The following is an 18,722-nucleotide window of genomic DNA, read 5'->3' as shown; positions in this document are numbered from 1 at the left end:
CATACTTTTTGAAACACCACCCAAAATTAATTAGCTTAGAGAGCAAGATGCTAGAAAGCATTAAGCATTTAAAATCAAAATAATAAATCTTTTATGGAAAATTTTGCTAAAAATAACAAAACTCCACCCTAAAGATCTCTATACAACCCGATATAGCTTAATGCACTTCCCAAGTTTTTCTTCACCATAAAAAAACTCCCGTACAAAAATTCTGCTACATCATGCAGAAATAAGTTACTTTCAGCTTCTAGAAAGTACGTAAACTGAAGTAACTTATTTGTGGAAATCTAGCTATAAGGTGGTTTGATTAATTATTTAATCGATCTAAAATTTCAACTCTAAATAAAAGTAATTAAACTCACATATTACTATAATTGAGCTATTTAATTAATTTCCAATTTCTACTTTTGCACTTTGGACAAGAATATTTTTCAGATACCCATTTTGTAATCTGATCAGAAAATGCGAGCAGCGCTACTCCCCCAGTAACAATTGCCACACAAATTGCAAAAGCAAAACCTGTTCCTGCAAAGAAAAATGAAACCCATGCCCAAAATCCCCCACCAACAAATGCCGTACCCATTACTTTTAAGAAAAATGTTTTATTAGCTTCTTCTTTATAACTACATTTTTCACATTTGATATGCGCCATATCACTTACCCTTAAAAAATCAAACAAAATAAATTAAAACTCTAGATAAAATACTATACCGACAATTAAATACAATAGCTGTACACATTTTAACTTGTGAATTTTTCCATACTATGCTTCATAGTGATTAAATTTTCAATAGTTTATTCAAAAATAACCATACATATCTTTTTTTTCAATTATTTCTCAATATTTAAAAAATACTAAATTAAAACTTTAAAACTTCTAAATATTTTTATTTTCTTAATAAGCTTTAATATATGAAGAAGTGATTTTAATTTCAAAAGTACTATCTTCAAATTTAATAAAACTGTAAGTGGAGTTAGAGAAATTTTGAAATTGAGGAGTAAAAGAAGTATTTCCTTATGTCACACTAACTATTTGAGCAATAGTAGCTTCAAGTCCAATAGTATATATCGATAAATAGTATTTTTTTACAAAGTAGGCATTTTACAACCATCAACTGTGATTGGAAACAGGTGTGTTTTCCCCTTACTTGGTAAATAAGGTGTATTTTGCCATTCCAATTTTTACCATATCACTTTCAAACTCTTGGAAGATACTAAGAAGAAGACAAACTCAGGTGCTTCAAGCCTTTTATTCATTTGATCAATAATGCCGTGATCAGGTTAAATAGACCCTGAGTCATGAAAAACCAGATCTTGACCAAAGATATTGGCCAACCTCAGTGAAACAGCTTCAACTAAAGGTTTATCATTATAATTATGGCTAAGAAGAGTTTTTGAGACATGATAAATAGATTTATTCCGATTTTTCTCCTACGATAAAGCAGTTCTGCGTAATTAGTAACAATCCCAATAGCTTAACTCCCCTATCTCTAGCCATACCTCACTAAACCCATAGGAGAAAATGGTAAAACAACCGAAAGTCTAAATCCCCCAAACAATTTCTCTTTTCACACGTTTTACGCGACAATGACCTAGAACATAGAGGATGCATATTACTTGTAAATCGTGTGCAACACCGAAGTACTAGAAAACGTGCAATAGGGAAATATGTCGGCGCTATGTAGGCAATCAAACAGATAGAACATCGGACTATCGAACGGATGGACCACCAAATAGACCGAAAAATCCGATGGTCTAAAAATAGTAAGCATTAAAAAACCCCATAACTCAAAGAGTTACGAGGTTGAATATGGTGGGCCCACCGTGACTTGAACACGGGACCAACGGATTATGAGTCCGTTAACATGGCAATTAAAAATCAACAAGCCACAGATATAATATCAATATTATCATATACTTATTTAATTTTAAAATTTTATTATTCACTCTTTTTGTTGATTAATATATATTGATTTTGCTTACTACTTGCTTACCAGACGCTTACTAGAATGAAGTTAACAAAACCTGCTATTGATAAAATTGATTGCTCAGACAAAAATAAACCAACTTTTTTTTGGGATGAGAAAACACCTGGATTTGGTGTTAAAGTTACACCTAAAAATAATAAAAGCTATATTTTCCAAGGGCGTATTGGTCTGCAAAATCGTCGTATCAAAATTGGTGACGTTGATGTATGGAAATTAGATGACGCTCGTAAGTATTCACAAGAATTAGCTATTATGTGTCACAAAGGGATTGACCCATTGATCGAGCGTAAGAAAGCTTTAGCGGATAACAAAGAACTGCTAAAACAAGAAAAACGTAAGACGATTAAATTTAAAGATGTATGGTTTGAATACTTAAAAGCAAGACAACCTAATTGGCGACCAAGAAGTTATCAGGACCACATCGAATTATCTAGAGGTGGTTACGATCCTGAAAATAATAGTGTTTATACTAGTCAACCTATTTTTCAACTGTTTGAGTATAAACTTTCTGAATTGACTGCAAGTGTATTTTGCGATTGGCTTGATCACAATGACTTCCGTCCAACAACATCAGCTAAAGCATACCGACTTACACGAGCTTTTTTGAATTGGTGCGAGGAACATGAAGACTATGAAAACTTAGTTCCTCTAAAATCATACAACTCTAAAAAAGTTAAAGATAAAGTCCCTTCTCCCAAAGCCAAAAATGATTGTTTGATGAAACAACATCTAAAGCCATGGTTTGAAGAGGTAAATAAGTTAACTAGTAGAAAAATTGCGATTTTTTTAATATGTAGTTTAATCACTGGTTGCCGAAAGAATGAGCTACTTTCATTAAAATGGACAGATGTCGATTTTCGATGGAAAACAGCAAAAGTTAGAGATAAAATTGAAGATGAAGGTCGACTAATTCCTCTGACGGCATATGTTGAAAGCCTATTTTTAGAACTAAGGAAAAATTCTGATTCTAAATTCATATTTAGCAGTAAGGGTGCTGAATGTGGTCATATTGTCAATCCTTACGATAGCTTAGAGAAAATATGTAAAAAACTAAATATTGAACTTACACCCCATGGATTGAGAAGGTCATATAAAACATTAGCTATATGGGCAAAAATCAATGAAGGATCTTTAGCCCAGATATCAGGTCATAAACCAAGTGCATTAGTTGAAAGACACTATATCGTACGACCTATGGATATGCTACGAGAAACGCTACAAGAATATGAGGATTGGATTTTACAACAAGTACGAAATGGCATTAATTGAAATACCCCCTGAAAATGTGAAACCCATTTTTACACAAGTAAATTTCAACCACTTCTTCTGCAAAAGATCGCAACCGTGTCGTAGCACTTCCAGGATCTGTATAAATCATAGCTTCCGCAAGTGCCCCTAAGTCAGATAAAAGTGGAAATTTTTCTCTTAAAAACTCAAATTTTTCAGATTGCATCACTACCCTTGTTAATTAGCCATTTTATCTAACTAAAAGGTGTCTACAAAATTAGTGGCTATTCAGGTTTGAGATACAAGATACAAGATACAAGCAGCATTGCTGCGCAAGATAGCCATTTCTTGAATCTCCAAAGATTAAAGTTACGTTATCTTTAGAGGGACATGCTGTCCATTATTTTGTCTAGGATCATAGTTTTAAGCCTAAAGCATTTACTACACGATTAATCGCATCAAAACATGGTGCTGAATCCTGACGTAGGGCTTTGTAGAGTGCCTCACGCCCGGTAATCCCTCCTAAAAATAACCGCATTAAATAATGCGGTTAAAATTCTAAAAGATTGATAATCAGCTACTATTAAGCAATCATCTCTGCATATTTTTCCTTGAACATTCTATGACGCTGAATGAGATGTTCAGACAAATATCGAGAATCCTGATCAATACCTAGGAAACGTCCTGATCCCCAGGTATATAACCATGGTAAGCCGATAAAGCTGACATCTGGATCCATCGTGATACCGCGATCATGTTTTGGATAACCACTAGCTTCAAATATATCCAGATCAATCCACGAGTAATCCGGTCTAAAACCGATACACCAAATGATTGAGGTAATATTTTCTTCAGCTAAGTTAACTTCTGTTTGTTCTGCTTTGGGTTGCCAAACTGGCGTATAGACACTGGCAGGCTCAGCCGTTTCAATCGCATTTTGCTCAATATAGGCATCAATTGAAGCATTAATACGGTTGTAAGTGGCATCTGCATTATCCAGGTTTTGTACCAGATTTGGCTGGAATTTAAGTGAACCATTCTCGTAATCAGAAAAACGTCCGAATAATTGCATACCTTCCAGTGCAAATTTACGTAGATCGATATCCCGACCACCATCACGACCAGTTACATAATGGTTGGTACTATTACGTACTTCTTCACTATAGCGATGGTCCTTAACATTGGTTTCGTAATAGCCCATATCGAACAGCCATTTCACCACATCCTTGTCACGATAAAAACGTGCACAACGTGGTGCATCACCAATAGACAGATAGACTTTTTTACCTGCTAAATGTAGATCCTCCGCAATCTGTGCGCCTGACTGACCAGACCCGACAACCAGTACATTCCCTTCGGGCAGTTGCGCAGGATTAAGGTACTGCTCGGAATGAATGGTATAGAACTGTTGGGGTAATTCAGAGCTGAGTTTTGGGTAAATTGGCGTGTGATAACCACCGGCTGCCACCACCACCTGATTGGCTGTGGTTTTACCTTGGCTGGTTTGAATCTCAAAATGTTGCTCTGCAATTTTATGCACCTGTTGTACCGTAATATTAAGCACCGCAGGTGGATTGAGCTTCTCAATAAAACCATCCAGATAGTCGACAATTTCATCCCGCTTCATAAAACCATCCGGTTCATTGCCGTGGTAGGGATGGTCAGGCAATAAACACTGCCAGTTTGGCGTGACCAAAGTAAAATTGTCCCAACGTTTTTTACGCCAGCTATGGGTTAGACAGTCTTCTTTTTCCAAGACTACATGATCGATATTAGCCTGTTTAAGATAATGGCTGACTGAAAGACCAGCCTGCCCGCCACCGACAATAACGACATCATAATGTGATTTTAAGTGTGTTGACTGAAACATGATGATTTCCTCTAGTCGATGTTATAAATGTCAGTAATCTCAATCGTATCTTCAGGCTTCAAGGAGAATGACTCTGCCTGTTCCTGAATACGGTTGAGCGTATCCATCGCTGAACTACAGGCAAAACCATAACGCGCACGTACTCGTTCTGAAGCAGCATGTAGGGCTTGATCAGCCTGGTTTAAAAATTCCTGCCCAGCCCATTGCTGACCTTTCTGAAAATATTCATAAACAATGGTGCTTGGTGAATAGAAATTACTGCTTTGACCATTTGGCCATTTCACCGTGAAATTTACGCTTGGCATAAGCTGAGCTCCCGTTGTCTAAAATTGTGTTGATATCTTTGAAAATCTTGAATCTGTTCTGCATAGCACAGTCCAGTAAAAAGCTGCTGTTGAAAATCCCAGAATTCAGCTTTTGACCCTTGATTAGAAACAGTGACTTTGCCTGAAGCATTCACCTGTCCAATGACTGCACAATGCAGATCCTGTGCAGCAAACAGTTCAATAATCTCTTCACATTCTTCATCGTCAGCAGTCAGTAAGAAGCCATAGCTTGGGAAGATTTGTAGCCAGTGCTGCCATTCAACATCTTTCGGTTTCGCAATCTGATCAAGCTGAATAACTGCACCACAGCCGGAGGCTTCCAGCAACATCAATAGGCTGCCAAGAATGCCGGCATTGCTGATATCACGTGCTGCATAAGCCAATCCCTGTTCGGCTAGTTGCGGAAGGATTTCGAGCTCTGCCTGTAACTGGTCACCATCCACACCTTCAAAGCATTTCCAGTAAGTGGTATTTGGATGGAACTTACCTTTCAGGTTTAGCACCAACAATATGTTTTGCTGTGGTTGCACATGCATGACTGATAAAAGTTGTTTTGCCTCACCCTGAATGGCAACTGAAAGTCCTGGCTGAAAATTGGGATCAATATGGGTATGTCCACCCACCAATGGCACGCCATAGTGCTGACAAGCCGCCTGCATTCCCTGAACCAAAGCTTGTGCTTGCTCAGCACTTCGATGCCAGAAGCTGTTGACAACAGAGGTAGCTCGGCCTCCCATCGCTGCAATATCACTGATATTGGCCATGACCGCTGACCAGCCAGCAAAATAGGGATGATATTCGACGAAGCTGGGAATCATGCCTTCACAGGCATGTAGCATATAGCCATGTTCTGTTGCAATTGCAGCGGTATCATCTCCCGGCAGAACATAGAGATCTGCTATCTTTTCAATGTTTGGCTGGGCGATTTTAATCCCTTTCCCAATATTCATTTTGGCCTGCATCGCTGGTATCTGTCTGAGGTAGCCGAGCAGCCGTTCAAGTTCTGACTGATTCATTTATACCTCCTGCAGTGTATAGGACTGCTGCATGTAAGCCTGACTGATATTGCTCAATGGGTAATCTGCAAGATCTGCCTGCATCAGCACATGTGGAATATTGGCAACCTGAATGTTTTTCTCGCTATGCCAGTGCAGCTTCTGGAAATACGCTTCATTTTGTTGCTGTACCGTCGCGAGAAAACGCTGGCATCCCAGATTTTTTGCAGTTGAAACCGCCGCATTGATTAAGGCTTTGCCAATAGCGCGATGGTGACGATATAAGGGATCAACACAGAGTCGGCCACCCCACCAGGTCTGTTTACCTTCAGGGAAAATCCGGACTGCACCAATGACCCGATCCGGTTCACCAAACATCTGACCAATTGCTACAATACCGAATGCTTTGAAATCGTATTCATCCCGGTCTTCTTTCAGGATCTGCTGTTCATCACGAAAGGTTGCTTCACGAAGACGGTAATACTGGCGACGTTCCCAATCTTCGCTGACAATTTTGATCACGATATCCGCGCTGATAAATTCATCAGCCAGATAATGCTTGAGTTGCTGGTTAACTGCCTGCAACCATGGGTTTTGTGAAAGATCATCATCTAAATACATAACGATCTCTCCTATTCATAAGCTTTGAGTGATGAGCAGGCACCACATTTGGCACATCCCGCCTGGGTGTCTTCAGACTTCAATTTATGCTGTTTCAGCTGTGCACCGATTTCTGGATAGAGCGCCTGCATAAACTCTGGTTCTGGTTTTGAATGATGCTCCAGTGGCGTGCCATGAATCGGCACAAATGGAACGACAAATGGATAGACGCCGATTTCAGTCAATTGGGCCGTCATTTCAAGAATTTCTTCTTTTGTATCTCCAAGTCCAGCCAGAATATAGGTACTGACCTGACCGCGGCCAAATACCTCGACTGCAGCCTTAAAAGCAGCAAAATATTTATCCAGTGAAACCTCAGCTTTGCCCGGCATGATCTTGTGTCGTACCCGATCACTGACGGCTTCCAAGTGCATCCCGATGGATACAGCTCCTGCATTTTTTAACTTTGCAAACCAGCTAAAATCATCAGGTGGTTCACATTGCACCTGAATCGGTAAATCGACTGCTGCACGAATGGCAGTGACTGAATCAAATAAAATCTCGGCACCACGGTCAGGCGTGTTTGGTGTTCCAGTCGTCAGGATCATTTGAGTAATCCCATCTAGCTCAACTGCGGCTTTAGCCACTTCTGCCAGCTGTTCAGGACGTTTGCGGATTAATGTCCGGCCATCTTGTAAAGACTGATCAATCGAACAGAACTGGCAAGCCGTTGACTTGTCATTCATACGAATACAGTGCTGCAAAACAGTGGTTGCCAGAACATTATGACTATGCAGGGTAGCAATCTGTTCATAAGTAATACCATCTGCGGTTTTCAGCTCATAAAACTTTGGACGTTTCGGTGCAGTTAGCGTAGCTACCGGTATCTTGTTCTTAAAGATAATTACGTTGTCCGATTCTTTGTCCTGCTGTGCGGTATAAGGAGAATTCTGGGCTGTAAGATTCAGCACGGGAATCATCATGGTCTGTCCATTCAGACTCAGGGCTTTATGGTCGCTTGGCCCAGCTCCACCTTTACGGGCCAGACCAACCTCACCTTCCCATTTCAGGCCATTGCATTGCAAGTCACTGAGTAATTCAACTGCTAACATGGCGACACTCCTTACACTTGATATTTAATTCATTTTCAAATTTAACTTCTACGCTTTACTCAGTTGCTCTTCTGTTAGCACGGTAAAGTTGCTGATTTTTTCTTGTGTTGTTGATTGAGATTCTGGATATTCATGTAAAACCTGGGTTTTGCGACGATCAATCAACAGGCTCAGTAATTCAGGGCGACTGTAATGTCCAACGGAATCCATCATGCGCTTGCGTTTATCGATCAAGCTAAAGTCCAAATCAGCAATCACATAGCCCTCACCTTCCGTTAAAGGTGCAGCTAAAAATTTGCCTTCAGGTGAAACAATCGCAGTAAAGCAGCCACCTGAGATTGGACCTTTTTCACAGCCGGTGTCCTGCATAATCTGTTGTTGCTGTTCCGGTGTCAGCCATGCGGTGGCATTCACCACAAAACAACCTGATTCCAGCGCATGATGCTGAATGGTTGCTGATATCTGGTCGGCAAAAACTTGTCCGACCAATGATCCAGGGAACATAGCCGCATGGATCTGTTCGCCATCAGCCATAAGCGCAAAACGTGCCAATGGGTTGTAATGCTCCCAACAAGCCAATGAACCAATTCGTCCAACAGCCGAATCAATCGCACATAAACCACTGCCATCACCCTGCCCCCAAACCATACGTTCATGATAGGTCGGCGTAATTTTGCGACGATGCTGAATGATGCTGCCATCCGTATCAAATAGCAGTTGGGCGTTATAAATTGTGCCCCCCACACGTTCGTTGACCCCAATTGAAACCACCATTTGCGCCGCACGGCATGCCGCACCAATTAGGTCAGTAGCCTCTGAAGGTACAACTACAGATTCATGCAAAAGCTTGAGATGCTCTTTACCCATCGCAAACGGAGGCTGAACAAAGGAAAAATAAGGGTAATAAGGCACCACAGTCTCAGGAAAAACTGCAAATTGCACACCTTGCTGTCCCAACTCAGTAATCAGGTCACAGACCTTTTTTACGGTACCTGCCTGACTATAAAGAACTGGACTACACTGTACGGCTGCAGCTTTTACGATTCTACTCATGGTTTACTCCCTTATTTTTCCAAGATTTGAATTACACTGTCCAAGTATCGATAATTAATGCATTGTCACGACGCATGAGCAGTTTAAGATCCATCACATCTAATGGATTGATGGCACGAATACCAGGAATGAGTGCTTTTTCAGTCTGACCATATAGCGCCTGAAGAGCAAAACGGCAGGCATAGACTTCACCACCTTCTTCCATGAATGCTTTGATCTGATTATTGACTGCCAGATGTCCTGGAAATGCTTCAGCGCCTAAAGTCGGGAAACCACGTTGTACCCCTAATTGCACACCTGGACCGTATAGCAGGATTTTGGTTTCGAAGCCTTTACGTAATAAGCGTTTAGCCTGTAACACATTAACCAAACCAATCGAACCTTCAAAAGCCACTGTATGGAATGTTACTAATGCTTTTTCGCCGGGCTGTGCTTTGACATCCTCAAATACCTTTTCTTCATAGTCGACCAGGAAGTCGCCATCTTTATATTGTTCGATATCTACTTTTGGCATAATGCGCTCCGATAAGATGAGTTAAACAACCTTGATTGGTTTGTCTTAGTTATTGCATAAGCTGTGCCAAGTTAAGAAAATTGCTATAATGTATTTTTTAAATCATTGTTTTTATTTGATAATCATGTTTTTCTCTGTTTAATGGTGTTCAGATAAAAACTTTTTACAATTATGAAATTTCGTATTACTATGATTTTTCATAGCTATATCTACGAAATTTCATATCATGGCAGCTGACTTTATTTCTGGTTGGGCAAATTCTGAAGATTCTTTAAGACCTTTAACTTTTGAGCATGCCGCGCAGGCATTAATGGTGATTGATCCGAAAGAGAATCGTTTTATTGATTTCAATATTGCGGCGGCCCGTATGCTACGTTACGAACGCCATGAATTACTGAATAAATCGGTCACTTCAATTTTTGGTCACTTTACCCAACTACCCTATCTGATTGCTTTTACCGAGGAAACGCTGAATAAAGGTCAGGCCTGGAATAATGAAATTTATGCCTTTGACTGGAACGGAGAGAAAATCCAGCTGGATGTACAAGCGACCCATTTGCCCTATCAACAACATGACTATATGATCTGGTCGCTTGTTGATGTCAAAGATCTAGAGCTACGCCAATTTAATAAAAATGCAGACAAAGCCATACGTTCTGGCTTAATGGAATGGCAAGCACTACAAGAACTGTTTATTGATTCAGACACTGGTAAACATTTGCTACTTAGTGCTGTTGGCGATGGAATTTATAGTATTAATCATCAAGGGTTATGCACCTTTATTAATCCAGTCGGTGCCAGAATGCTTGGGCTGAAACCCGAAGATGTTATTGGCAAGAATATTCATCAGATTCACCACCATACCCATGAAGATGGTCGTCATTATCCTGTTGAGCAATGCCCAATTTATGCTGCGGTACATGATGGTGTGGTACATGAGGGTATTCAAGAAATATTTTGGCGGGTAGATGGTAGTTATTTCCCAGTTGAATTTACCAGTACGCCTGTGATCCGTGATAGTAAGATTATTGGTGCAGTGGTGGTATTCCGCGACATTTCCGAACGATTAAATACTGAAGCCAAACTTACCCAGGCCTTAAATGAACTGCAAAACCTTAAAAGCCGCCTAGAACAACAAAATGAATATTTGCAGGAAGAAATCCTGCAGGACAACCAGTATCATGAGATTGTCGGGAATAGCAGCTCTATCCGAGAAATTATTGAAAAGATCAAGGTTGTTGCTCAAACAGATGCAAACGTAATGGTTTATGGCGAGTCAGGTACAGGTAAGGAATTGATTGCCCGTGCGATTCATCAGTCCAGCCACCGTAAGCAGCAACCCTTAATTCGGGTGAACTGTGCCGCTATTCCAGCCGAGCTATTTGAAAGTGAATTTTTTGGCCATGTCAAAGGCGCATTTACTGGAGCGATTCGTGATCGTGCAGGACGCTTTGAACTAGCAGATCAAGGAACATTATTCCTGGATGAAATTGGTGAACTTCCACTAGAACTACAAAGTAAGTTACTTCGTGTATTGCAGGAAGGTACCTTTGAACGAGTTGGTGAGGAGCGGACTCGCAAAGTGAATGTGCGGATTATTGCCGCGACCAATCGCAATCTTAAAGAAGAAGTCAAACAAAAGCATTTTCGTGAGGATCTCTATTTTCGCCTGAATGTATTTCCAATTTTCTCGCCTGCACTACGTGAACGTAAAGAAGACATTCCTCTTCTGGTCAGCCATTTTAGCAAGCTGATCTGTGAACAGCGTAAAGTACCCTACCTTTCTTTTAGCCAGAAACATATCCAAGAATTGCAACGTTATAACTGGCCCGGCAATATCCGTGAATTACAGAATGTATTGGAACGTGCCATGATTACTGCTCGTCATGGTGCTGTGTCATTCCAGTATTTATTGGAACAGGATCAGCCTGTTTCTCAGACAAAGGAAACTAATGTAATCGCTAAGCATAGGACCCCAGATATTCTTACACTTGATGATCTTAAACAATTAGAAATTGAAAACCTAAAACGTGCTGTCCAGCATTGTGAAGGAAAAATATTTGGTGAGGATGGTGCTGCTCAATTGCTTGGAATTAATCCGACGACCTTAATTTCAAGATTAAAAAAATTTAGGATTAGCTATTAGTTTTTTACTTAGAGTGAGGATTTTATAAATAATAGATATTGTATCTTGGAGCTTGTAGTGATTAGCTTCCACTATATGCAAATTGTAGAGTTTGTAATAGACCTAAGACTTTTAGTCTGTGTAAGAGATAAAACCTACAATTTGCCCTAACCACTTGCACAACTCTGGACGGTAACTAAGCACTTTGATGCTGCATTCACAAGAAAAGACGGTGGTTATGCTAAAACAATAATTGAATAATTAAAGCAGGTAAAGATTATGTTTTATCCTGATATTGATGTTGCTAAAGCGCTTTGTTGCACAAAAACCTACCACTATGATTTTATTAATTTATTTTTTATTAAAATTTTCAAAAACCCCTAAAAAATCAGTATCTTGCAAAATATTTATGCAACAAAGCCCGTTAAATCATAAAAGTTATTTTATTCAAATACTGAAACCGGATTTGAACTTAAGTGCTCAGCGATTGATTGAAATAGTATTTACCATGAGCAAAAAACACAAGACGTATACGGCAGAATTTAAAGCTGAAGCAATAAAAGCTATTGAGGAAAATAAAGGTAATGTTTCCGAAACAGCACGACAACTCGGTATTTCCATGAAAACTTATCAAATTGATACAAGAAAGCAAAGGTTGGGACATTAGCAGGAACACAACAATATTTGTCCGATCTCGTTGCTCTACTCGAAGAAAACAAGAAACTCAATTATTTTTTGGGGGATTACCATGTGGCCTGTTTTTTCAGCACACATCAATAATACAGTGTCGCGGAATGCTAATCTGCCCAATTATATAAACAAAATTCTTCAGTGGCTTGAGCCAGCTTTCTTATCCCCTCATCAATTTTATCTGCACTGATTGAACCAAACCCTAAACGAAGGAAATGTTTGTGTTTGTTATCATCTAAAAAGAAAGACTGCCCCGATTCAATGAATACCCCTAAATTTGCTGCATAATGAGACAAAACTGCAGTATCAATTTCTGCTGAGGTATCAATCCAACATGCTGAACCACCATTCAAAGCGTACGATTCCCAAGTCGGAAGATATTGTTTTAAAGCTTTATTGAGTATTTCACCTCGTTGGCGGTGCAACTGATACTGACGGCGCAACATGCTATGGTAATAGCCTTGATCGATAAACAAAGCAAAAACACGTTGATTAAAAACATTTGGATGTCGCAACATCAGACGGCGTAAATGTCGAAGTTCTTGTATTAATTCGGGTGCAGCAACGATATATCCTAGACGTAATCCTGGTGCCAATGGCTTAGACAGACTTCCAAGATAAATGACTCGCCCATGTCGATCTAAACTTTTTAACGCGGGTATCGTCGTATTTTGCACCAACACTTGAGCGTCATATTCATCTTCAATAATAATGCTGTCGTTTTGTTCTGCTAACTGCAATAAATTTTGTCGGCGCTGTGGTGACATTGTTACACCTGTTGGACATTGCCGTCCTGGCGTAACAAATAAATAATCGCACTCGCTTGCTCTAGTTAAAGTTACCCCCTCATGATCTACAGCTAAAGGAACAATATTCTGAGTTTGTAGCATAAATATATTACGTGCATCTGGATAACCAGGTTCCTCAACACCGATCACATGATTCTGCCGCATTAACAACGTTGCCAACATATATAAGCCATGCTGGCTTCCCACAGTCAGTAAGATTTCATTCTCTTGAGCCATGATGCCTCTCGTAGGCAAAATATGCTGACGGATTGCATTAATGAGATAGGCGTCGTCCCCCTGTTGAGTCATATCTCGTGACCATATTGAGGCATCTTTTGCAGATAAGGCACGTAATGCACATTCCCGCCAAGCTGAAGCAGGAAAGCTTTCCGCATCAGGTTGACCATAAATAAAGGGATAAGAATAATTCATCCAATCACTTGGTTTCGTCAAATGCCTTTGTGCTGAAGGTCGTATACAAAAGCGAGCCCCCCAAGTCGTCGCTTTTGACGTAGGACGAATGGTTTTTCTCTCACTACTATCAATCTGGAAATTTAAACAGACAAAATGTCCACTCCGCTGTTTAGATTCTAAAATTCGCTCAGCAACCAATTGTTGATACGCAATGGTGACCGTATTTCTTCCAACACCTAGTTGATCAGCTAAATCACGGCTAGAAGGTACAGCCATACCTGGCTTTAAATAACCCTGTACCAAAGCCGAAAACATCATACGACAGATTCTGCCCTGTAAATTCAAACCACTTTTTGCAGTATTAGAAAATAATGCCTGCCAAACTGTAGCTGAAATCGCTGTATTCACTACTCAATCCTTATATCTGTGCATTACTGCGATCCATTTTGATGCGCCCCAAATCAAACTGGTGCAAAGTTCATAGTTTCAGCCCATCTTTAAGTTAAAACTGGACTTACTCAATATAAAGCAAAAGGTATTCCACTCTTCAATATTTAAATTAAATCTATTAAAACAATAATTTAAGTTAATTTATTACTGGCTCCATCAAAACTCCAAATCTGGTACTACGCCATTTTTCACTATTTCCGTAAATTCAATTCAACAGCTAAATAAACCTTATTTTGGAGCAATACAAATGCAGCAAGCACAATTAATCCAACTACTTACAGATTTTTCTACAGCATGGAATCAACATGATGTCGAACAACTCATGGCATGCATGCATCCAGATTGCCGTTTTGAAACTGTAGCTGGTGAGGATGTTCATGGAACCCGAATTGAAGGCTTAGATGCTGTTCGTCAAGCATTTAGCAATACCTTCAAAAGTTTTCCAGATGCTCAGTGGCGAAACGGTAAACACTGGATCAGTGATAACGCTGAATTTGGTATTTCAGAAACAACCTTTACTGCGACAACTGCTGATGGTGGCTGGATTGAAGCCAATATGGTTGATGTCTTTACATTTAAAGATGGAAAAATTCTCGTCAAAAATGCATTCCGTAAAAATAGACCTGTTCAAGCAATCGCGTAAGGAGTCATTCAATGAATCAATCTGTCCAACATGCAAGTTCATTTCGCGAACACTTAGAACTGCATAAATCTATACCGCCACATAGTTTTAAAAGTTACGACGCACAGTTTGACCCATTAACCTCTCCTGTCTTACAGGGAAATGAAAATTATGCACCAACTTATTGGGTCGGCACAGCAGGTACACCACCTGAAGATGATGGTCCATTAATGGGTGACACCGAAGCGGACATCGTGATTATTGGTGGAGGATTCACTGGGTTATCTACAGCACTAACACTAGCTGAACAATTTGGTGCTGCCCCACTTGTCCTTGAAGCAAACCGTACAGCGTGGGGCTGTACTAGCCGTAACGGTGGGCAAGGTCAAAATGCCTCAGGTCGTTTGTACCGATCCCAATGGATTGAAAAATGGGGATTAGACACCGCCAAACGTCTTGATGCTGAAATTCGGGAAGGTTTTGATTACTTCAAAGACCTTGTGAGCGGCATTGAATGTGATGCTCAAGATGGTGGACATCTTTATATTGCTCATCGCGCAAAAAAAATGGCTTTCCTCGAAAATGAAGGCCGAGTCATGAAAGAAGTGTTTGGCTATCAAACTCGTATGTTGAGCCGTGAACAACTACATGAGGAATATGTTGCGGATCAGGAAGCTGCAGGTGCTTTGTTGGAACCCGATGGAGTTGGCGTACACCCATTAAAATTAGCTTTTGGCTATTTAAAACGTGCCCGTGCTGCTGGTGCCAAAGTACACACTTCAAGTCCGGTACTTGGATGGGAAACGCACAATGGCATCCATTATTTACGTACTCCAAATGGTATTGTCAAAGCAAAACGTGTGGCGGTTGCAACAGGTGGCTATACGCCTAACGGCTTACACCCTCATCTTTCTGGAAAAATCATGCCGATTTTATCCAACTCTATTGTGACGCGCCCTTTAACAGAAGCGGAACGTGCTGAGGCAGGCTTACACAGCACCACATTTATTACGGATACTCGAACTTTACGTCACTATTATCGCCTACTCCCTGATGGATCCATGCAATGTGGCAGTAGAAGTTCCTTAACCGGTGCAGATGCAGATAATCCAGTCCATCTCGAACGTTTAAAAGAAGGGCTTTATCGCAAATTTCCAAGCCTACGTGGCATACCTATTGCTTATTCTTGGTGGGGTTGGGTCGATGTGAGTCATGACATGATGCCTCGTATCGTACAACCCAACCCTGAGGAAAGCATTTATTACGCTATTGGTTATGGTGGTAATGGTGTGTCTTTCTCCGCGATGGCAGGACTCCGTCTCGCGGAACGAGTGATGGGAATACACCGCCCTCAATTTGAGCTTCCGATTTATCAATCCCCTTTGCCTTCACATCTGTTTCGACCATTCCGTCGACTCGGGCAAGCATTGTTATATCGCTGGTACCACTTAAGAGATGAAGTGCTTTAAGCACACATTCAGTCATCTGTAATGATTCGGTTATAAAAATATAAGAGGGAATCCATCATGTATGATTCAGATTCAAATCAAAGTTTAAAAAGTGCTTTAAAACCTCGTCATGTCCAAATGATGGCACTTGGCGGTGTTATTGGAATGGGACTATTTGTAGGTAGTTCAGTAGTGATTCAAGCTGCGGGTCCAGCCGCAATTTTGTCCTTTCTGATTACGGGTGTGTTGATTATTTTAGTGATGCGAATGCTTGGTGAACTTGCAACCGCCTCTCCTGTATCAGGCTCCTTCTATGCATATGCACGCCATGCTTTCCAAGATTCACCTTATTTATCTCGACTCGCAGGCTTCATGACGGGATGGATGTATTGGTATTTCTGGGTCATAGTGATTGCATTAGAAGCGATTGTCGGTGCAAAACTATTTGCTTATTGGTTACCTGATACACCACAATGGATCGTCAGTCTGGTTTTACTCGCCCTATTAACAGCAACGAACTTATTCTCAGTCAAATCCTTTGGTGAATTCGAGTTTTGGTTCTCATCTATTAAAGTTGCTGCGATTGGTCTTTTCATTTTCCTTTGCACTTTATATATGTTCGGACTTTGGCCAAACCATCAAGCTGCTGGATTTGGTGAATTGTTAAATCATGGTGGTTTTATGCCAAATGGTTGGGGACCAGTTTTATCTGGGGCTGTTGCCGCAACTGGATTTTACTTTGGTGCTGAGATCGTTACGATTGCTGCTGCAGAAACCAAAGACCCCGAAAAATCTGTTGCCAAAGCAACTCAATCTGTAATTTCACGTGTACTTATTTTCTATGTTTGCTCAATTTTATTAGTGGTATGTATCGTCCCTTGGAATAGTCCAGAAATTGCGACGCCTTATGTAAGTGCATTAAAAGTTCTTAATATTCCGTTTGTTGCAGACATTATGAATGTCGTAATTCTCGTAGCGGTGCTTAGTTGCTTAAATTCTGGTGTTTATGCTGCGAGCCGTATGTTGTTTGCGTTAACCCAAAATGGTGATGCACCTCGTAGCTTAACTAAACTTTCAAAAAATGGTGTTCCAATTCGTGCCATCCTATTCAGCACATTGTTTGGTTATCTATCAATTCTAGCTTCATACTTCTCACCAGATGCTGTTTTCCCTTTCTTGGTCGAATCTTATGGAACTGTAGCCTTATTGGTCTATATCGTGATTGCATTCTCGCAAATCCGTTTGCGTCGCCACTTAGAGCGTGTAGCACCTGAACGTTTAAAAGTTCGTATGTGGTGTTTCCCATACCTCAGTTATTTTGCAATCATGGGCATGCTTTCCATCTTTGCTGCCATGGCTTTTATTCCTAGTCTTCAAAAAGCGTTCTGGTTCGGTATCGCAAGTGCAGGCATCCTGTTCTGTATCTTCATTATTCGTGATTACATAGAGCTGATTAAATTACGTCATCAAAGTACACAACTGAATACGCTCATCCCTGCCAAACAAACCAAAATTTAATCCTCAAACACAATGACCTGTACCAAGTACAGGTCATCCACGTCTTTAGGAAATTACATATGCTTTTAAAAGATAAACTTGCTGCCTTCGCAGTCGTGTTCATCTGGGGTATTAACTTTTATTTTATGAAAGTTGGCGTCAGTGAGATACACCCTATGCTCCTCGGATGTTTACGCTATCTACTGGTTTTATTGCCTGCCCTCTTTTTCATTCGTATTCCAAGCATCGGGTGGAAATGGTTATTACTTTATGGCTTTATTAGTAACTTTTCTCAATTTGCTTTTATGTTCAGTGCAATTGCGACAGGAATGCCTACAGGTTTAGTCGCTTTAGTTGTGCAATCCCAAGCCTTTTTTACTGTCATGATTGCAGCATTTTTATTACGCGAACAAGCCTTTTGGAACCAGTGGCTGGCTATCGCGATAGCCTTTATGGGCTTAATGCTGATTGCCTTTGGTCAACAACATAGTCATGTTCCATTAATGGGTTTGGCATTGGTATTATGCTCAGCAATTTCATGGGCCTGCGGTAATATCGTAGTCAAAAAAATGGGGCCTGTTCACCCAATTGGTTTAGTCGTATGGGGCAATATTCTTACCCCTTTATGGTTTTTACTTTTAGCGGTACAGAATATTGGCTGGCAAGGTGTGGTTGCGGATTGGCATGCACTGACTTGGAAAGGATTCGGCGCCGCCGCATTTCTCGCCTATTTCGCCACGATTATCGGATATGGCTTATGGATCTACCTACTGACACGTTATCCTGTTGCTAAAATTAGCCCATTGTCACTTTGGGTACCTGTTATAAGTATGATTTTTGCCTATTTATTTTTAGATGAACAATTAAATACTTTGCAGTGGCTGGGTTCTTGTATTGTTATGCTGGGTTTGATGGTGCATTTATTAGGGAAAAAAATTCAATCACACATCACTTCACGTAAACTTGTCCGAACAACATAAAATAATTAGGGGCTTAGGAAGTT

At 40.4% G+C, this 18,722-nt stretch carries 16 protein-coding genes and 2 pseudogenes; 7 read left to right on the top strand and 11 right to left on the bottom strand.

The annotated features are described in order from the left end of the window. Positions 1-379: 379 nt before the first annotated feature. On the bottom strand, positions 380-652 hold the full coding sequence (locus tag B2727_RS13685; RefSeq protein ID WP_033133332.1) for a hypothetical protein: 273 nt from the start codon (positions 650-652) through the stop codon (positions 380-382). 1,357 nt (positions 653-2,009) lie between these two features. Between B2727_RS13685 and B2727_RS13680 the strand changes: the two genes are divergently transcribed. Next, positions 2,010-3,257 carry a tyrosine-type recombinase/integrase gene (locus B2727_RS13680; RefSeq protein WP_241345593.1) on the top strand — a complete coding sequence of 416 codons (1,248 nt, stop codon included), beginning with the start codon at positions 2,010-2,012 and terminating at the stop codon, positions 3,255-3,257. Here B2727_RS13680 and B2727_RS13675 read toward each other — a convergent pair. The 9 genes and pseudogenes from B2727_RS13675 to B2727_RS13635 form a co-directional block, all read right to left on the bottom strand. Then, positions 3,250-3,441, bottom strand: a complete 192-nt coding sequence (locus tag B2727_RS13675; RefSeq protein WP_004679561.1) for a hypothetical protein — start codon at positions 3,439-3,441, stop codon at positions 3,250-3,252. The two genes, B2727_RS13680 and B2727_RS13675, sit on opposite strands and share 8 nt — an antisense overlap. 189 nt (positions 3,442-3,630) lie before the next feature. Beyond that, positions 3,631-3,726: pseudogene (locus B2727_RS13670) on the bottom strand (transcriptional regulator); the annotation flags it as partial. 72 nt (positions 3,727-3,798) lie between these two features. Beyond that, on the bottom strand, positions 3,799-5,085 hold the full coding sequence (locus tag B2727_RS13665; RefSeq protein WP_004679564.1) for an MSMEG_0569 family flavin-dependent oxidoreductase: 1,287 nt from the start codon (positions 5,083-5,085) through the stop codon (positions 3,799-3,801). 11 nt (positions 5,086-5,096) lie between these two features. Further along, a complete protein-coding gene (locus B2727_RS13660; protein ID WP_004682279.1) occupies positions 5,097-5,390 on the bottom strand; it encodes an MSMEG_0570 family nitrogen starvation response protein in 294 nt (97 codons plus the stop codon). Next, positions 5,378-6,427: a sll0787 family AIR synthase-like protein gene (locus tag B2727_RS13655; RefSeq protein ID WP_004679568.1), complete on the bottom strand. Its 1,050-nt coding sequence runs from the start codon at positions 6,425-6,427 to the stop codon at positions 5,378-5,380. Before B2727_RS13655 ends, B2727_RS13660 begins: the two co-directional genes overlap by 13 nt. Further along, positions 6,428-7,027 (bottom strand): MSMEG_0567/Sll0786 family nitrogen starvation N-acetyltransferase, encoded by a 600-nt coding sequence (locus B2727_RS13650; protein ID WP_004679570.1) that lies wholly within the window; start codon positions 7,025-7,027, stop codon positions 6,428-6,430. It abuts the gene before it with no gap. An 11-nt stretch (positions 7,028-7,038) separates the two neighbouring features. Further along, a complete protein-coding gene (locus tag B2727_RS13645) occupies positions 7,039-8,118 on the bottom strand; it encodes an MSMEG_0568 family radical SAM protein (RefSeq protein WP_004679572.1) in 1,080 nt (359 codons plus the stop codon). A gap of 48 nt (positions 8,119-8,166) precedes the next feature. Then, entirely contained in the window at positions 8,167-9,171 is a 1,005-nt protein-coding gene (locus B2727_RS13640; protein WP_004679573.1) for a Nit6803 family nitrilase, read from the bottom strand. 31 nt (positions 9,172-9,202) lie between these two features. Next, positions 9,203-9,685, bottom strand: coding sequence for an MSMEG_0572/Sll0783 family nitrogen starvation response protein (locus B2727_RS13635; protein WP_004679574.1), 483 nt, complete (start codon positions 9,683-9,685; stop codon positions 9,203-9,205). Between the two features lie 226 nt (positions 9,686-9,911). On the opposite strand from B2727_RS13635, the gene B2727_RS13630 reads away from it, so the two are divergent. Continuing rightward, positions 9,912-11,831 (top strand): sigma 54-interacting transcriptional regulator, encoded by a 1,920-nt coding sequence (locus B2727_RS13630; protein ID WP_241345592.1) that lies wholly within the window; start codon positions 9,912-9,914, stop codon positions 11,829-11,831. A 487-nt stretch (positions 11,832-12,318) separates the two neighbouring features. Then, positions 12,319-12,536 (top strand): annotated as a pseudogene (locus B2727_RS13625) (transposase); the annotation flags it as partial. A 71-nt stretch (positions 12,537-12,607) separates the two neighbouring features. Here B2727_RS13625 and B2727_RS13620 read toward each other — a convergent pair. Beyond that, positions 12,608-14,110 (bottom strand): PLP-dependent aminotransferase family protein, encoded by a 1,503-nt coding sequence (locus B2727_RS13620; RefSeq protein ID WP_241345591.1) that lies wholly within the window; start codon positions 14,108-14,110, stop codon positions 12,608-12,610. Between the two features lie 289 nt (positions 14,111-14,399). Between B2727_RS13620 and B2727_RS13615 the strand changes: the two genes are divergently transcribed. From B2727_RS13615 to B2727_RS13600, 4 genes are read left to right on the top strand one after another with little or no spacing between them, the layout of a single operon-like run. Next, positions 14,400-14,795 (top strand): nuclear transport factor 2 family protein, encoded by a 396-nt coding sequence (locus B2727_RS13615; protein ID WP_032037828.1) that lies wholly within the window; start codon positions 14,400-14,402, stop codon positions 14,793-14,795. A gap of 11 nt (positions 14,796-14,806) precedes the next feature. Next, positions 14,807-16,243 carry an NAD(P)/FAD-dependent oxidoreductase gene (locus B2727_RS13610; protein WP_114258589.1) on the top strand — a complete coding sequence of 479 codons (1,437 nt, stop codon included), beginning with the start codon at positions 14,807-14,809 and terminating at the stop codon, positions 16,241-16,243. A gap of 57 nt (positions 16,244-16,300) precedes the next feature. Beyond that, complete coding sequence (locus B2727_RS13605; protein ID WP_241345590.1) at positions 16,301-17,740, top strand: amino acid permease; 1,440 nt, start codon at positions 16,301-16,303, stop codon at positions 17,738-17,740. 59 nt (positions 17,741-17,799) lie between these two features. Then, complete coding sequence (locus B2727_RS13600) at positions 17,800-18,699, top strand: EamA family transporter (protein WP_241345589.1); 900 nt, start codon at positions 17,800-17,802, stop codon at positions 18,697-18,699. Positions 18,700-18,722: the final 23 nt, after the last annotated feature.

The sequence above is a fragment of the Acinetobacter sp. UBA991 genome (genome assembly GCF_002292065.1).
Lineage (GTDB): Bacteria > Pseudomonadota > Gammaproteobacteria > Pseudomonadales > Moraxellaceae > Acinetobacter > Acinetobacter higginsii.
Note: the sequence above shows the minus strand (reverse complement) of the source record. Positions and strands in the feature narration are given on the sequence as shown.

Excerpts from the sequence above, each read along its gene's own strand:
- B2727_RS13685 (WP_033133332.1), bottom strand. The coding sequence starts at position 652 with ATGGCGCATATCAAATGTGAAAAATGTAGTTATAAAGAAGAAGCTAAT.
- B2727_RS13680 (WP_241345593.1), top strand. The coding sequence starts at position 2,010 with ATGAAGTTAACAAAACCTGCTATTGATAAAATTGATTGCTCAGACAAA.
- B2727_RS13675 (WP_004679561.1), bottom strand. The coding sequence starts at position 3,441 with ATGCAATCTGAAAAATTTGAGTTTTTAAGAGAAAAATTTCCACTTTTA.
- B2727_RS13665 (WP_004679564.1), bottom strand. The coding sequence starts at position 5,085 with ATGTTTCAGTCAACACACTTAAAATCACATTATGATGTCGTTATTGTC.
- B2727_RS13660 (WP_004682279.1), bottom strand. The coding sequence starts at position 5,390 with ATGCCAAGCGTAAATTTCACGGTGAAATGGCCAAATGGTCAAAGCAGT.
- B2727_RS13655 (WP_004679568.1), bottom strand. The coding sequence starts at position 6,427 with ATGAATCAGTCAGAACTTGAACGGCTGCTCGGCTACCTCAGACAGATA.
- B2727_RS13650 (WP_004679570.1), bottom strand. The coding sequence starts at position 7,027 with ATGTATTTAGATGATGATCTTTCACAAAACCCATGGTTGCAGGCAGTT.
- B2727_RS13645 (WP_004679572.1), bottom strand. The coding sequence starts at position 8,118 with ATGTTAGCAGTTGAATTACTCAGTGACTTGCAATGCAATGGCCTGAAA.
- B2727_RS13640 (WP_004679573.1), bottom strand. The coding sequence starts at position 9,171 with ATGAGTAGAATCGTAAAAGCTGCAGCCGTACAGTGTAGTCCAGTTCTT.
- B2727_RS13635 (WP_004679574.1), bottom strand. The coding sequence starts at position 9,685 with ATGCCAAAAGTAGATATCGAACAATATAAAGATGGCGACTTCCTGGTC.
- B2727_RS13630 (WP_241345592.1), top strand. The coding sequence starts at position 9,912 with ATGGCAGCTGACTTTATTTCTGGTTGGGCAAATTCTGAAGATTCTTTA.
- B2727_RS13615 (WP_032037828.1), top strand. The coding sequence starts at position 14,400 with ATGCAGCAAGCACAATTAATCCAACTACTTACAGATTTTTCTACAGCA.
- B2727_RS13610 (WP_114258589.1), top strand. The coding sequence starts at position 14,807 with ATGAATCAATCTGTCCAACATGCAAGTTCATTTCGCGAACACTTAGAA.
- B2727_RS13605 (WP_241345590.1), top strand. The coding sequence starts at position 16,301 with ATGTATGATTCAGATTCAAATCAAAGTTTAAAAAGTGCTTTAAAACCT.
- B2727_RS13600 (WP_241345589.1), top strand. The coding sequence starts at position 17,800 with ATGCTTTTAAAAGATAAACTTGCTGCCTTCGCAGTCGTGTTCATCTGG.